This window comes from Wolbachia endosymbiont (group A) of Trypoxylon clavicerum (assembly GCF_947251665.1).
GTDB classification, from domain to species: domain Bacteria; phylum Pseudomonadota; class Alphaproteobacteria; order Rickettsiales; family Anaplasmataceae; genus Wolbachia; species Wolbachia pipientis.
Genome location: NZ_OX366374.1, coordinates 315746 through 331045, shown reverse-complemented (window position 1 = coordinate 331045; position 15300 = coordinate 315746). Strand labels below are relative to the sequence as shown.

The following is a 15300-nucleotide window of genomic DNA, read 5'->3' as shown; positions in this document are numbered from 1 at the left end:
TTTACTCTTTCACTCTTTCATAATAGCTGTCACCTGGAGTATATACTACAATTTTATCCTCTTCTTTTATAAATTGAGGCACGTTAACGCGCATTCCGTTTTCCAAAATTGCAGGCTTATAAGAAGCAGTAGCAGTTTGTCCTTTAATAACAGACTCTGTTTCTTTCACAGCAAGTGTAACATAATCAGGCACATGCGCAGAAATTATTTTGTCTTGATAAGCTACAACTTTAATTTTCATGTTATCCTGTAAATAAATTTTTTTTTCTCCCAATAAGTCCAAATTTATAGTGATTTGCTCGTAATTACTTGGATGCATAAGATTTACAATGTTTCCTTCAGTGAAAAGGTAAACATATTCCTCTTCATCTAAAATTGCCCTTCTGATTGTTGCATCAGAACGAAATCTTTCATAGTGTTTTGCTCCGGTCTTGATATTTTTCATTTCAGCTTGTATGTATGCACCACCTTTACCAGGTTGAGTATGCATAATACCTACAACCAAAAATAATCCGCCGTTATGTTCCAACACCTGACCTGGTCTAATATCGTTAGCTCTTTCTGCCATAATTACATTTTTAGTTTGATCTTACAATTATAAATAGCTTTATATAAATATCAAAGTCTTTATTAGTCAATAAATTCTGGTATATTTAATACTATATACCTCCCCTTTATATTTATATGTGGAAATATCTCTTTAGTGAAAGACAGCATAATACGTTTTTTTGTGCTGATAACTAAAATTTCTAATATATCCCCTGAGCCGAAATTATACACAGATTTTACATAGCCATATAATTCATTACTTTTCAGCCTTACTTCCATATCTACAAGGTCACTTTGGTAAAATTCATCCTCATCATTTAGCTCTGGTAACTTGCTTCTTTCTATATATAGCTTCTTATTCCTTAAAAGCTCTGCTTCATTACGGGAATTTACTCCGCTTATTGTAGCTATTACTAAATTATCACCTATGACGGATACTGAGTCTATTTTATAATTCTCATCACCACTTATTAGCTTACCATATAAGGAGATATTTTCAGGCTTTTCAGTAAAGGTTTTTACTTTAACAGCTCCTTTAATTCCGTGAGGAGAGGTAATAATTCCTAAGCATACCAGATTGTCGTTCATATTAATGCAAGTATCTAATCAGAAGATTTCTCAGATAAATATTGAGTCAAAATCTCGATGCCTTCATCAATCTCTTTTTCGGTGATAATGAGTGGAGGTAAAATTCTCACAACGTTATCTGATGTTACCCCAACAGTAAGCAAGCCGCGATGACTTAACTCTTCTGCAAACTTTTGATTGTCTGCTTTCACTTTTATTCCAAGCATTAACCCTTTCCCTCTTACTTCCTCTATTATTGGAAATTTACTTGCTAAGTCTTCTAGTTTATTTTTTAAGTATTTACCTCTAATTTCAACATTTTTCAAAAAGCCGGGGCTGAGCAATTCTTCGAGCACAGCATTACCTACTGAGGTTGCAAGCGGATTGCCACCAAAAGTGGAACCGTGCATACCAACTGCCATATATTTAGCAGCCTTTTCAGTTGCAAGACAAGCCCCCAGCGGAAACCCCCCGCCTATTCCCTTTGCAAGAGCACATATATCAGGTTCCACTCCTATATGTTCGTATGCGAATAATTTTCCTGTCCTACCAGCACCGCATTGTACGCAATCAAAAAATAACAATATGTCATTTTCATCACACAGCCTTCTTAGTTCTTTCATAAAGACTTCATTCATTACTTTGATACCACCTTGCCCTTGTATTGGTTCTATTAATATAACGCCTATACCACTTGAAATTGCTTTCTTTACGCTCTCAATATTGGGCTCGATGTTATCACACCAATCAATGTAGGGATTTAGTAATTCAGAAAATTTCTGTTTATCGTTTGTAGCACAAGTTAAAAAGGTTCTTCCATGAAATGCACCATGAAATGTTAAAATTCTGTGACGATTTTTATTGCCTTTTCCATTTTGATAGATCCTAGCAATCTTAAGTCCACATTCTACTGCCTCTGATCCAGAATTTGAGAAAAATACAGTGTCAGCGAAACTATTGTTTATTAATTTTTCTGCAAAATTATTGGCAGCAGGTATATTATAGGTATTTGATATATGCCATAATTTTTCTCCTTGCAATTTAAGAGCACTAATTAATCGCGAATTAGTGTGACCTAAGCTACTAACGGCTATTCCGGAGTGAAAATCTACGTAGCGCTCACCATCAACATCATATAGGTAGATACCTTTGCCATGAGAAAAATTTATATTAACAGGAGAATAAACTGGCAAAATAGGAGAAATTGTCATAAAATATTATATGCTAAATTTTATTATTAATAACATAAAAACCGTTGTTTCACAATAAGAAGGATATGTATAAGCTAGGTAAATTGATGTTTTCTGCGTTGAAGAAAAACAAATACACAAAAGTTATTGTATTACTCTCATCGATCTTTATGATTTTATTCAGTGTGATATATTGTAATCATTTACTAAGGAGTAATTTCCTTTCTTCTTACCGTGATTCAAGTGTAAACTTAAAAAGCGTACTGGAAAATGGCATAATAAAAAAATACCATTATTTACTAATAGAAAAGCATCACATTAAATACAAAAATTTTGACTACATAAACCAACTAGTAAAACTACGTGCTGAATTATTACAATCAGTGAGCAAAGTAAAGGATTTCAGCTTAATACTGTATGATCAAAACGGCAGAATAATATTCAGTAATTTTAACACTCAAGATTATGATTATGAACAGTTACTTACAAACGATGAAATTGATAAACTATTAAGTAACCAAGAAATATTTTATACTACAGGAAATACATCAACTTCTATTTTCCCTATATTCCATGAAAATAGCGTTAAACCGTCGTTTTTTTTGAAGATTCTTCGAAACTACAATAATTCTTATGTTATAGCATATGGCCTGTTTTTAACATTTTTGGGCCTATTATTAATAATCTTAATATTAATAATGTTCTATTTGCACTTTTCTAATACCCAAATGCTAGCCAAGCAACATAAAACTAACATTGAATTACAGCAGATAAAAGAGACATTAGAGCAAGAAAATGCAAACAAGCTAAAGTTTTTTGCAAGCGTTACACATGAATTACGCACACCTCTTAATGCTATTATTGGATTTGCGGAGTTGATCAAAAATAAAACTTTAGGTTCAATGGATAATTCTCAATACAAGGAGTATGCAGACGATATATATAATGCAGGAACACACTTACTTACCTTAATTAATGATGTGCTCGATTTTTCTAAAGCTGAATCAAGTAGTTTAACAGTAGAAAAAGTGAAGTTTAACCTGAACAAAATAATGGATTCATGCGTAAATATGCTATTACCTAAATTAAAAGAAGCCGGGATTAATTTAAAAAAAGAGATGACTAATAAACAATTATTAGTCATTGCAGATCCCAAGAGAATGAAACAAGTTATAATAAATTTATTATCAAACTCAATCAAGTTTACTCCCAAAGATGGTTTAATAAGAATGGTGATAAAAGAAAATATAGAAAAAAACTTATTAACTATTGAGTTTCATGACAATGGAATAGGAATAATGCAGCAGGACATATATAAAGTTATGTCTGTTTTTGGCCAAGCAGATTCGGGGTATAGAAACGAAGGTACGGGCATCGGATTACCGCTAAGCAAGAAATTAGTAGAGTTAATGGGTGGAACTTTTGACATTAAAAGTGAAGCGAAACTTGGTACTACGATAACATTGAACTTCTTTTATGAAGAACAAACATGTGAAGATTCGATTGATTTTTAATAGGATCTATTTGATATGGCCTTACATCAGACGAAAACCACACTTTATCAAAAGCGGCAAGCCGAGAAGGTAGGCAGAAATTCATCAATAAGCCCCCATCAAGAATCTTATCTGTTAGCTATATATAAAATTTGATACTCTGACTACAATATACTACTATAGATGGAAGTGTTATTAATGGAGCAAGGTATGGAATTAGCAGTAGGAAATAATGCACCCGATTTTAGCTTGCCAGCAGATTCTGGTGAAAATTTATCACTGAGTGAATTTTTTGATAAAAAAAATGTAGTTCTTTATTTTTATCCTAAAGACGATACTCCGGGTTGTACAATGGAGGCAAAAGGCTTTAGAGATAAAATAGATGATTTTTCTTTCCTTGACACAGTGATAATTGGTGTATCAAAAGATAGTGTTAGATGTCACACTAACTTCAAAGCAAAATATTCTCTGCCGTTTTCTTTAGTTTCTGATGAGAATGCTGAAATGTTGGGAAAATATGGTGTTTGGGTAGAGAAAAGTATGTTTGGCAAAAAGTATATGGGAATAGAACGCACTACTTTTTTAATAGATAAAAAAGGTAAAATAGTGAAGATCTGGAAAAATGTAAAAGTTAGTGGACATGTTGATGAGGTTCTGGAAGAAGTAAAGAGAATATAAACTAAAGAATAGGTTAATGGCTACCCATTGCTACATAAAAAAGCTGAAATTACATAATTTTCGTAGCCACTCAAACTTTGAACTGGATTCAGATGATAGCTCAGTTGTAATAACTGGCAAAAACGGTATTGGTAAAACTAATATACTTGAAGCAATCTCGTTGCTTGCTAAAAGCAATGGAATGAAAAAAGCAAAAGCCAGTGAGATACAAAATAGATTCAGTAATGAAGATTTGGTAGTGCACTATGATTTTTTTAATGGGATGGATTTTAATTCAATTGGTATCGCAAAGAGTTTTGATAAGAAACTAATACAAATTGATGGAAAAACGCAATTGAGTTATTCATCTTTGTATAAGATATCCAATGTAATATGGCTGATTCCACAAATGGACTATGTTCTTCTTAATTCTCCAAGTGACAGATTAAAATTTTTAGACCGTATAGTCTCACTGTTTGAGGAAAATTACACTTGCTGCTACATGAAACACAGAAAAGCTAAACGTGAGCGAAGTAAACTGTTGAGAGAGAACACCTTGGACGAAAATTGGCTCTCTAGTCTTGAAAACATAATGGCCGTTAATGCAGTTAGTATTTTACGTATGCGATCGTCTGTTTTAAAGACACTACAAGACACAATTGATAACCATTCCAGTGAGTTTTTTCCGAAGGCAAGTTTGAAATTCAGCAGCCAGCTAACTTTGGACGATACTGCAGAATATTTTCAGAATCGTCTAAAGGAAAACAGAGAAAAAGATTCATTGACTGGTGGAGTAACCTTTGGTGTGCATAACGATAATTTTCGGGTTTTTTGTCAAAAAAGAAACGTACCAATAAATCTATGCTCCACTGGAGAACAAAAGTTATTACTGCTTTCTATTATTTTATCCAGTGTAAAAGCAAGGTGTATTCATTACAATAAGGCACCACTTCTTCTACTTGATGATATAATGTCTCATCTGGATAAACATTACAGAAAGGCGTTAATGGAGGAAGTGTTAAGTATTCAATGTCAAACTTGGATAACTGATGTAAATCAAGATAATTTCAATAGCTATCTTTATTCTTTCAAGTTTTTTGAATTATCAAATGAATAGTACCTCTTTCAAAGCTCATACAGGCAACTCCCAATTGTAAATTCCGGCAATTAAACCTCAAACCAAAACATTTCTGTTTTTTTTACTTTAAATTAAATGCAAAAGTTACTTTACAAACTTCGCCAGTCTCCTTATCATGAAACTGAAGCTATTTATTTATCTTCGCAATCTCTGCAGTGGATTAATGACAAAAAACTTAATGTATTTGGCGTAAATCATGCTTAATTTTTGCACTATGTGCACCTCATGTCTTTATAAAACTTCTAGGTTTCTACCTATATAAGCTGAAACGCGCTTACAAAGCGTTTAAGACAGCAAAAAACGTCAAATTGACAAGGGAGAATTTGAATGCTAGTCACCCTAGGCTCTGTGGACAAAAAATATGAAAAGAGAGAAAAAGATGGTAGTTTAGCCTAATAGGTAAAAAATGGAGAAACTACCATATGCAATATTACATCAAAGAGGAAAATTGGAAACAAATTTTAGAGTTCATAAAAAGCGTAAAAGGAATGCACAGCAAAGATGAAAAACGTTTAAGAATATTCATAGAGGCAGTGTGGTACATAGTGCGAAGTGGTTGCCAATGGAGACTTTTACCAAAAACTTATGGTAATTACAGGAGTATACATAAGCGATTTAAAAGATGGTGTGAAAGAGATGTCTGGAAAAAATTGCTTGAATATACTAAACAAGAGCCTGATTTAGAAGTTGCTATAATCGACGGTACGATCATCCGAGCCCATCCATGTTCATCTGGATATACAAAAAACTCCAAGGATCAAGAAGCTTTAGGGAGGAGCAAAGGTGGCTTTACAACTAAAATACATGCGCTTGTCGATGCACTTGGAAATCCACTTAAATTTACTCTGACTCCTGGTCAAAGAAATGAAATTACGCAGGCACAAGTGTTGACCGAAAGTATCTATAACTCTACTGTAGTAGCTGACAAGGGCTACGATAGCAATGCCTTTGTTACAAGTCTTGAAGACAAGGGATGTACAGTAGTTATTCCGCCAAAACGGAATCGAAAAGTGCAAAGGTATTACGATGAGCATATCTACAAAGAACGTCATTTGATTGAGTGTTTTTTTGGTAAAATTAGAAATTTTAGGCGCATTTTTTCCAGATTTGATAAAACTGCTGAGGTTTTTATTGGTTTTCTCAATTTTGTTGGAGCTCTTGTATGGCTTCTCTAAAATTTTGTCCACAGAGCCTAGAGAGAAATTTTATACACAATCTCTGACATTTTTCCTTAAGTTGACGCCATTGCCTGAACACTTACCTAATGATGAAGCTATCGAAAACATAGCAAAGAGACTTCAAAAATCTATAGACGATGCAAAAAAGCACAAGGTCATGTTTAGTGTTGATGTATTCCAAGGAGAAAAAAGTCATCAATAATAGATTATTCGATACTGATCTTATACCACCTCATGGAGCAAGATAAAAATGTTACTGAGACTGGAAAAGAAAAACTACGGCCTCTTATGTTAAGACCTGCTGCGAATCAAGCGATAAAAAAAAGGAAAGGAGGGTGAATAAAATCAAGGTTAACTAAAAGGCGTGCTTAAGATTTACAATACCAGCAATAATATTGAACCTCAAGTTATATTTTTTCTGAAAATTGCGATAAACATTCGACATAATCTTAAATATCTTTATCTCTCGGATCTTATTTTCTACTCTCATTCTAAATGATGCTAACCTTCTATTATGCTCTTTCTGCTCTGGAGTTAATGGCTTTTTACGATACTTTTTATATGGAATTATAACATTGCTTTGCAATTTTTGCCAACCTTGATATCCAGAATCAGCATGTTTTATGCTATCAAGTGGTAAATATTTTTCTTGTTTCCTTATGCGAAAATCACTAATTCTACCACGGTATGACTTTGACACTGATAAAATTCTTCCTCCTTCTTCGATAATAATCTCAGTTTTCATAGTGTTGGTTCTTTTTTTTCCTGAATATGATTTCTTCCGTTTTTTACTATCTTCTGGCCTCTGTATTTGCTGTTCTGTAACATCAGCCAAAATCTTCAGTATTTTTTCTGGCGTCATACTTCTATCTTTTGTTATAGTCACTTTTTTGGCGAGTAATGGCTCTATTCTCTTAAGTAACCTACATACATTTGCGTTGTGCACATTGAATAGGCATCCTAAAAATCTATGTGTTATGTAAGTGCGATAGTACAAAATTACGCAAAACAACTTATCTTCCAGAGTTGGTAGTTTTGATCTTCTACCATGACACTTTTTCTGTTTTTCAAGTTTTTTCCATCCAGACCTCACTTTTTCTACTACTTTTTCGAACTCCTCTATACTTAAACCTGTTATATTACGAAAGTTTCTTGGGTGTTTTTTCATATTATAGTAACTAAAGCTCATTTTTTTTCCTTACTTGATCTGCTTATTCTTCTTCTACCCCTCTCACATCATTTTTTCAATCACCTTTTGCAGCAGGTCTTTAGAAATGTTTAATCTAGTTTCAACAGGCACTGATGTGAGCCAAGAAGTTCGGAGATTATTGCCAGAAGATATACTGAAAGAACGCGGCGAATATTTGTCACGTCTAAAACAAATTGTAAGTGATAGTATTGAAAATGACAAAAAAAAAGAAATTGTAGTAGAAAGAGATAATAAATTTTATTATGTACAGTGTCCAGAAAAAAAGTGTGATCACTCCTGCAAAATTTATGAACTCCCCGGAATTTAAGGACTTAGAATATGGTGCATTGCGAATAGGAGAAGGAGATAATCTAATCTGAATAAAAAGCTGGCAATATCATGATATGCAAGGCAAAGTAAAAATGACCTTTAGGGTAGGCGATGAAAAGATCGAAATGATTTTATCTTCTGAAAAAGCTGAAAGTTTTGGTAAAATAATGGTACATATGGATGACAAAAGTTGTGAAATCTTCTCAAAGTAACTAAAAGAGCTAGAAAAAGAACCTCGTATAAGCAAGGTTGTTGAAGCTGCTAAAAGTTTTGCACAAACGAAAAGCAGTGCAGTTAGTCCACCTCTTTCTAATATGAAAAGTGTTGACACATCGCAACATTTTCAAAGTAGTGACCATGAATCACCAGAGCATTAACAATTATCATACATACATTGTTGCATATAGCAATAGTGTATGTGTATAGTTAGTAGGGTTTGTAAACTTAATAAAGTCTACAACTAATTTGAAAACTACTTTATTGTATGCAAGACTTTAAAATACTAGAAAATCTAAAAACCAAAGCACTAGAAGCTGAAAAAGGAGGCGGTTCTGACAGGATTACCAAACAACATGAAAAAGGGAAATTAACTGCTAGAGAAAGGCTCAGTATATTGCTCGATGAAAGTTCTTTTGCAGAATATGATAAATTCGTAAAACATCATGCAAATGATTTTGGCATGCAAAATGCTAATTTTTTAGGTGATGGGGTAGTGATTGGTCATGGTACTATTTATGGCAGAAAAGTTTTTGTTTATTCTCAGGATTTTACTGTCTTTGGTGGTTCACTTGGTGCGTCACATGCAAAAAAAATATGCAAAATTATGGATATGGCAATTAATGCCAGAGTTCCAATTATCGGACTAAATGATTCTGGTGGAGCCAGAATTCAGGAAGGAGTAAATTCTCTTGCTGGTTATGGAGAAATTTTTCAAAGAAACGTAAATGCATCGGGTGTTATACCACAAATTTCTTTAATTATGGGCCCATGTGCAGGAGGTGCAGTTTATTCCCCAGCATTAACTGACTTTACTTTCATGGTGAAAAACAGTTCATATATGTTTATAACCGGGCCAGATGTAGTAAAAAAGGTTACCTACGAAGATGTAAGTTTCGAAGACCTCGGTGGAGCAAAAATTCATACAAGCAAAACAGGAGTAGCGGATTTTGCATTCAATAATGATGTTGAAATGCTGCTAAAAATGCGTGAATTCTTTACTTTCTTACCAGCAAATAATCAAGAATCACCAAAATCTGCACCAATCTGTAATGATGTTGACGACATTGATGAATCCTTAAACACTCTAATTCCTACCAATCCTAATACTCCTTATGATATGTATGAACTCATTGAAAAAGTTTGTGATGAAAGGAATTTCTTTGAACTGAAACCTGATTTTGCTCGTAATATCATAACTGGTTTTGGTAGAATTGGAGGAAATACTGTCGGTATTGTTGCAAATCAACCTATGCACCTTGCAGGATGTTTGGATATTGATTCTTCAAGAAAAGCTGCGAGGTTTGTAAGGTTTTGTGACGCATTTAACATTCCGATCATCACACTTATTGATGTTCCAGGATTTTTGCCGGGTACAAATCAAGAATACAATAATATAATACAACACGGAGCGAAACTGCTTTACGCTTACGCTGAAGCGACCGTGCCGAAAATTAGCCTTATCACTAGAAAAGCGTATGGTGGTGCATACATTGTTATGAATTCGAAACATCTAAAAGGTGATATAAATTATGCCTGGCCAACTGCTGAAATAGCTGTGATGGGCCCTGAAAGTGCAGTTGAGATTATATTTCGACACGAAAAAGATCAGCAAACGTTAATTAAAGAATATAAAGAAAAATTTGCTAACCCATTTTTTGCTGCATCATATGGATACATTGATGACATTATAGTGCCAAGTAAAACAAGGTATCACTTTTGTAAAGCATTAGAGCTACTTAAAAACAAGAAGGTAGAAAGGATATGGAAAAAGCATGACAACTTACCTCTGTAACTTTCTTCTAAGCCTTGCTTGCAAGTTATGCGATATTATAAGAGTGTGCCGTTACCAAGACTCGAACTTGGGACCTCGTCATTACCAATGACGTACTCTACCACCTGAGCTACAACGGCAAGTTTATATATTATGATAATGAATAACACAAAAAAGAATAAGGAAAAAGAAGAGGAGAAAAAAAGATTAGCGAAAGCTTTAAAGCAAAATATTTTGAAAAGAAAAAAGCAGCAACAGAGTAGACAGAGAACCCTTTCAAAACTCGTTTGTGGTGAGGAATTTTTAGGAGAAAGCACCGCAGAATACTCGAATGTATTTGAGAACGACAAAATTACCATCAGAAACTTAAGTTTTGAAGGAGGTATCATGCCAGAACTACCGGAAGTGGAAGTAATCTCTAATTTTTTGCTTGATAAAATTAAAAACAAGCAAATCAGTAATGTTATAGTGAATAATTGGAATTTACGTGCCCCAATAACAAAAAATATTGATGATATGCTAAAGGGCAAAGTCATACGCAACATCAAGCGTAGAGGTAAGTATACCATCTGGAATACAGATGGTAGTGTGGCTGTAATCATACATCTTGGCATGAGCGGAAAGCTTATATATGCTGACCACGATCAAATGCGGAATAAGCACGATCACGTGGTATTTTTATTTTCTGACAATACTTCAATAATTTTTAATGACCCAAGAAGATTTGGATTAGTTATCATTTTAAATAAAGAACAAGAAACGGATTTTTTTAGCGATTTTGGAATAGAGCCCCTCACGGATGAATTCAGTGGAGACTATTTACAGGAGTTGCTGAAAAACAAAAAAGTGAATATCAAATCAGCGTTAATGGACAATAAATCAATAGTTGGCGTAGGCAACATATATGCTTCTGAGAGCTTGTTTAGAGCCCGTATATCACCACTCAGGTCAGCAAAAAACTTGACCTATAGAGAGTGCGAAAAACTTGCTGCTGAAATAAAAAATACTCTGAGTGATGCAATTGCTGCAGGCGGTTCAACACTGAAAGATTATGCACAGCCATCTGGATCTGCTGGATACTTTCAAAATAACTTTTACGTATATGGTAAAGTTCAAAAACCTTGCAAGATTTGCAATAATATCATAACACTTATACGACAAAATGGCCGTAGCACTTATTTTTGCAACGCGTGCCAGAATTAAGATTTTATTTTTTGATATGATATTTTCACTTGAAAAAGATCCATTTGATTTGTTTTCAAAGTGGTACAAAGCAGTACTTAATTCTCCGTGTGAACAACCAACTGCAATGACGCTAGCAACTTGTAGCAAAGACTGTATTCCATCTGCAAGAGTGGTATTACTAAAGGAATATAGCAAAGAAGGTTTTGTGTTTTTCACTAACGTAAACAGTAAAAAAGGGAAAGAATTGACTGAGAACCCCAAAGCTGCGTTAGTGTTTCATTGGATAGAATTTGCTAGGCAAGTGCGAATTGAAGGAGAGGTTAAACTTCTAAACGATGAAAGAACTGACAAATACTTCTCTTCTCGAGCGCTGGGTAGTCAAATTAGCGCATGGTGCTCAAAACAATCGAGCATTCTGAAAGATTGGCAGGATTTTGAGCAAGCTATAAAATTGAAGGAAAAAGAATTTCACAATACACAAGTTTCTCGTCCTGATTTTTGGGTGGGATTTTGCGTAATCCCAAAAGTAATTGAATTCTGGCAAGAAGGTGAATATAGGAAGCATATTAGATTTAGATACACCCTTGTTGAGGGAAGCGATTGGAAAGTGGAACAATTATATCCCTAGGCTCTGTGGACAAAATTTTAGAGAAGCCATACAAGAGCTCCAACAAAATTGAGAAAACCAATAAAAACCTCAGCAGTTTTATCAAATCTGGAAAAAATGCGCCTAAAATTTTTAATTTTACCAAAAAAACACTCAATCAAATGACGTTCTTTGTAGATATGCTCATCGTAATACCTTTGCACTTTTCGATTCCGTTTTGGCGGAATAACTACTGTACATCCCTTGTCTTCAAGACTTGTAACAAAGGCATTGCTATCGTAGCCCTTGTCAGCTACTACAGTAGAGTTATAGATACTTTCGGTCAACACTTGTGCCTGCGTAATTTCATTTCATTGACCAGGAGTCAGAGTAAATTTAAGTGGATTTCCAAGTGCATCGACAAGCGCATGTATTTTAGTTGTAAAGCCACCTTTGCTCCTCCCTAAAGCTTCTTGATCCTTGGAGTTTTTTGTATATCCAGATGAACATGGATGGGCTCGGATGATCGTACCGTCGATTATAGCAACTTCTAAATCAGGCTCTTGTTTAGTATATTCAAGCAATTTTTTCCAGACATCTCTTTCACACCATCTTTTAAATCGCTTATGTATACTCCTGTAATTACCATAAGTTTTTGGTAAAAGTCTCCATTGGCAACCACTTCGCACTATGTACCACACTGCCTCTATGAATATTCTTAAACGTTTTTCATCTTTGCTGTGCATTCCTTTTACGCTTTTTATGAACTCTAAAATTTGTTTCCAATTTTCCTCTTTGATGTAATATTGCATATGGTAGTTTCTCCATTTTTTACCTATTAGGCTAAACTACCATCTTTTTCTCTCTTTTCATATTTTTTGTCCACAGAGCCTAAGACCTGCTGCGAATCAAGCGATAAAAAAAAGGAAAGGAGGGTGAATAAAATCAAGGTTAACTAAAAGGCGTGCTTAAGATTTACAATACCAGCAATAATATTGAACCTCAAGTTATATTTTTTCTGAAAATTGCGATAAACATTCGACATAATCTTAAATATCTTTATCTCTCGGATCTTATTTTCTACTCTCATTCTAAATGATGCTAACCTTCTATTATGCTCTTTCTGCTCTGGAGTTAATGGCTTTTTACGATACTTTTTATATGGAATTATAACATTGCTTTGCAATTTTTGCCAACCTTGATATCCAGAATCAGCATGTTTTATGCTATCAAGTGGTAAATATTTTTCTTGTTTCCTTATGCGAAAATCACTAATTCTACCACGGTATGACTTTGACACTGATAAAATTCTTCCTCCTTCTTCGATAATAATCTCAGTTTTCATAGTGTTGGTTCTTTTTTTTCCTGAATATGATTTCTTCCGTTTTTTACTATCTTCTGGCCTCTGTATTTGCTGTTCTGTAACATCAGCCAAAATCTTCAGTATTTTTTCTGGCGTCATACTTCTATCTTTTGTTATAGTCACTTTTTTGGCGAGTAATGGCTCTATTCTCTTAAGTAACCTACATACATTTGCGTTGTGCACATTGAATAGGCATCCTAAAAATCTATGTGTTATGTAAGTGCGATAGTACAAAATTACGCAAAACAACTTATCTTCCAGAGTTGGTAGTTTTGATCTTCTACCATGACACTTTTTCTGTTTTTCAAGTTTTTTCCATCCAGACCTCACTTTTTCTACTACTTTTTCGAACTCCTCTATACTTAAACCTGTTATATTACGAAAGTTTCTTGGGTGTTTTTTCATATTATAGTAACTAAAGCTCATTTTTTTTCCTTACTTGATCTGCTTATTCTTCTTCTACCCCTCTCACATCATTTTTTCAATCACCTTTTGCAGCAGGTCTCTAGAAGTTTTATAAAGACATAAGGTGCACATAGTGCAAAAAATTAAACATGACACGCCAGATATACTAAGTTTTTTTGTCGTTTTATCTGCACAGACTGAAGATAAATAAATAGCTTCAGTTTCATGATAAGGGGACTGGCGAAGGGTGTCATGTAAGTTTTTTCGTTTCTAACGGTTGTTAACGTGTTGCCAAAAACTATGCAAGAAGTCTATTGAAATAGCGTATATCAATCGTTGTAAAATCACACAATTGCTCTGTAGAGCTATGCCCTGTAATAATTACTATACCATTTTGCTCAGAGCGTATTGAGATTAAGTTCAGCACTAATTCATACGTTGCACTATCAAGATTACAAAATGGTTCATCTATCAGCCAAACGTTTGCATTAGAAATCAAGAGGCGAGCAAGCGCAACTCTCCTTTTCCAGCCTGCAGAAAGTTCGCCATATCTAATATTAAGTACAGGTTGCAACTGCAAGCAACAAATAGCTGCCACAATCAATTCTCTAGTATTTCGTATTCCTGCCCAGAATTCTACGTTTTGAGCAACAGTTAAGCTATCTTTACAGGCATTCTTATGGCCTATATAGACCATAGAAGGTATATAGGATTTTGGATCATCATATATATCTTTTCCGCAGTGCCTTATATTGCCTGATACCGGCGGTAAAAGTCCAGATAAACTTCTAATTAAGCTGGTTTTACCACTACCATTTGGACCAGTGATTAGAATCTTTGATTTTAGCTCAGCTTTAAAACTGAGATTCTTAAATAGTACCTTATTATTACGAGCGCAGGATAAATTTTCACATTCAAGCATGGATTATCTGCCCTTCCCCTTATGTTTACCTTGAGTTGAAGCCTGAGCTTTTACAAACAGCTCCCAAAATCCTTTCTGTCCGCCTTCTCTATGTATCAATTGTGCAAAACGCTGCATTAAACCATTACCCATCATAACCATCTTTGTCCATTTACCTACCGGTTTTGCTATGTCAACTATTTCTGGATCTTCTTTATAAACTTGCACATCTTTTTGTTTCTCGCGTAGCGTTTCTTGTTGTTTCATCAACTCTTTTTGCTTATTTTTTTGATATAATTCATTGAATTTTCTGTCTTCTTCCCACTCTTCTTTAAAAACTTTTCTAGGAAATATGATTTTTCTAATGCGATTTTTGTATATTTTTCTCAAAAAGAGAAATACTGCAGCTACAGCAAGTAATGTTACGCTATATGTTATGATCTGTGTAAGTGGCATTTCCTGTATCTAATTCATTAAAAATACCCTTGTTATTATACCATAATTATAGAAATTGTGCAATTTTTTTGCGGGTAAAGACAATATAAAAGCAGTACTGCTCTATTTCGAAAATTGCGCAAA

19 protein-coding genes and 1 tRNA gene are annotated in these 15300 nt (G+C 34.2%); 10 read left to right on the top strand and 10 right to left on the bottom strand.

Going from position 1 to position 15300, the window contains the following annotated elements; all coding sequences use genetic code 11:
• Nucleotide 1: 1 nt before the first annotated feature.
• From efp to OPR60_RS01685, 3 genes are all read right to left on the bottom strand, one after another.
• Entirely contained in the window at nt 2-568 is a 567-nt protein-coding gene (gene efp / locus OPR60_RS01695; protein WP_006279719.1) for an elongation factor P, read from the bottom strand.
• A 62-nt stretch (nt 569-630) separates the two neighbouring features.
• Complete coding sequence (rimM, locus tag OPR60_RS01690; RefSeq protein WP_006279718.1) at nt 631-1137, bottom strand: ribosome maturation factor RimM; 507 nt, start codon at nt 1135-1137, stop codon at nt 631-633.
• A 14-nt stretch (nt 1138-1151) separates the two neighbouring features.
• Nucleotides 1152-2327 carry an aspartate aminotransferase family protein gene (locus OPR60_RS01685; protein ID WP_065094478.1) on the bottom strand — a complete coding sequence of 392 codons (1176 nt, stop codon included), beginning with the start codon at nt 2325-2327 and terminating at the stop codon, nt 1152-1154.
• A 65-nt stretch (nt 2328-2392) separates the two neighbouring features.
• Here OPR60_RS01685 and OPR60_RS01680 point away from each other — a divergent pair, with 65 nt between their 5' ends.
• The 5 genes from OPR60_RS01680 to OPR60_RS01660 all read left to right on the top strand — a co-directional run bounded on the left by OPR60_RS01680 (nt 2393) and on the right by OPR60_RS01660 (nt 6974).
• Complete coding sequence (locus OPR60_RS01680; protein ID WP_065094477.1) at nt 2393-3820, top strand: sensor histidine kinase; 1428 nt, start codon at nt 2393-2395, stop codon at nt 3818-3820.
• A 189-nt stretch (nt 3821-4009) separates the two neighbouring features.
• On the top strand, nt 4010-4477 hold the full coding sequence (bcp, locus tag OPR60_RS01675) for a thioredoxin-dependent thiol peroxidase (RefSeq protein WP_065094483.1): 468 nt from the start codon (nt 4010-4012) through the stop codon (nt 4475-4477).
• 16 nt (nt 4478-4493) lie between these two features.
• Nucleotides 4494-5573, top strand: coding sequence for a DNA replication/repair protein RecF (recF, locus tag OPR60_RS01670; RefSeq protein ID WP_265039823.1), 1080 nt, complete (start codon nt 4494-4496; stop codon nt 5571-5573).
• Between the two features lie 443 nt (nt 5574-6016).
• A complete protein-coding gene (locus tag OPR60_RS01665; RefSeq protein WP_265039804.1) occupies nt 6017-6769 on the top strand; it encodes an IS5 family transposase in 753 nt (250 codons plus the stop codon).
• Nucleotides 6770-6773: 4 nt separating this feature from the next.
• On the top strand, nt 6774-6974 hold the full coding sequence (locus OPR60_RS01660; RefSeq protein ID WP_265039821.1) for a hypothetical protein: 201 nt from the start codon (nt 6774-6776) through the stop codon (nt 6972-6974).
• 153 nt (nt 6975-7127) lie between these two features.
• On the opposite strand, the gene OPR60_RS01655 is transcribed toward OPR60_RS01660, so the two are convergent.
• Nucleotides 7128-7940 carry a transposase gene (locus OPR60_RS01655; protein WP_265040287.1) on the bottom strand — a complete coding sequence of 271 codons (813 nt, stop codon included), beginning with the start codon at nt 7938-7940 and terminating at the stop codon, nt 7128-7130.
• A 106-nt stretch (nt 7941-8046) separates the two neighbouring features.
• Here OPR60_RS01655 and OPR60_RS01650 point away from each other — a divergent pair, with 106 nt between their 5' ends.
• The 3 genes from OPR60_RS01650 to OPR60_RS01640 all read left to right on the top strand — a co-directional run bounded on the left by OPR60_RS01650 (nt 8047) and on the right by OPR60_RS01640 (nt 10302).
• Entirely contained in the window at nt 8047-8289 is a 243-nt protein-coding gene (locus tag OPR60_RS01650) for a hypothetical protein (RefSeq protein WP_265039819.1), read from the top strand.
• Nucleotides 8290-8365: 76 nt separating this feature from the next.
• Nucleotides 8366-8503, top strand: a complete 138-nt coding sequence (locus OPR60_RS01645) for a hypothetical protein (RefSeq protein WP_245611085.1) — start codon at nt 8366-8368, stop codon at nt 8501-8503.
• 272 nt (nt 8504-8775) lie between these two features.
• Entirely contained in the window at nt 8776-10302 is a 1527-nt protein-coding gene (locus OPR60_RS01640) for an acyl-CoA carboxylase subunit beta (protein WP_015589410.1), read from the top strand.
• Between the two features lie 46 nt (nt 10303-10348).
• On the opposite strand, the gene OPR60_RS01635 is transcribed toward OPR60_RS01640, so the two are convergent.
• A tRNA-Thr gene (locus OPR60_RS01635) sits at nt 10349-10421 on the bottom strand.
• Nucleotides 10422-10668: 247 nt separating this feature from the next.
• Here OPR60_RS01635 and mutM point away from each other — a divergent pair.
• Together mutM and pdxH are read left to right on the top strand one after the other, a co-directional pair.
• Entirely contained in the window at nt 10669-11484 is an 816-nt protein-coding gene (mutM, locus tag OPR60_RS01630; RefSeq protein WP_065095114.1) for a bifunctional DNA-formamidopyrimidine glycosylase/DNA-(apurinic or apyrimidinic site) lyase, read from the top strand.
• A 16-nt stretch (nt 11485-11500) separates the two neighbouring features.
• On the top strand, nt 11501-12094 hold the full coding sequence (gene pdxH / locus OPR60_RS01625; RefSeq protein WP_022626142.1) for a pyridoxamine 5'-phosphate oxidase: 594 nt from the start codon (nt 11501-11503) through the stop codon (nt 12092-12094).
• 17 nt (nt 12095-12111) lie between these two features.
• Here the strand turns inward: pdxH and OPR60_RS06750 are convergent, their stop codons facing one another.
• From OPR60_RS06750 to OPR60_RS01605, 5 genes are all read right to left on the bottom strand, one after another.
• The gene (locus tag OPR60_RS06750) at nt 12112-12417 is read right to left on the bottom strand and encodes a transposase (RefSeq protein ID WP_406829820.1); all 306 of its coding nucleotides are present in this window, start codon (nt 12415-12417) and stop codon (nt 12112-12114) included.
• A gap of 6 nt (nt 12418-12423) precedes the next feature.
• On the bottom strand, nt 12424-12864 hold the full coding sequence (locus OPR60_RS06745) for an IS5 family transposase (protein ID WP_406829617.1): 441 nt from the start codon (nt 12862-12864) through the stop codon (nt 12424-12426).
• A 143-nt stretch (nt 12865-13007) separates the two neighbouring features.
• Nucleotides 13008-13820: a transposase gene (locus OPR60_RS01615; RefSeq protein ID WP_265040287.1), complete on the bottom strand. Its 813-nt coding sequence runs from the start codon at nt 13818-13820 to the stop codon at nt 13008-13010.
• Nucleotides 13821-14118: 298 nt separating this feature from the next.
• Nucleotides 14119-14742 carry a heme ABC exporter ATP-binding protein CcmA gene (gene ccmA / locus OPR60_RS01610; RefSeq protein ID WP_265039817.1) on the bottom strand — a complete coding sequence of 208 codons (624 nt, stop codon included), beginning with the start codon at nt 14740-14742 and terminating at the stop codon, nt 14119-14121.
• Between the two features lie 3 nt (nt 14743-14745).
• Entirely contained in the window at nt 14746-15177 is a 432-nt protein-coding gene (locus OPR60_RS01605; RefSeq protein ID WP_065094728.1) for a hypothetical protein, read from the bottom strand.
• Between the last annotated feature and the right edge of the window lie 123 nt (nt 15178-15300).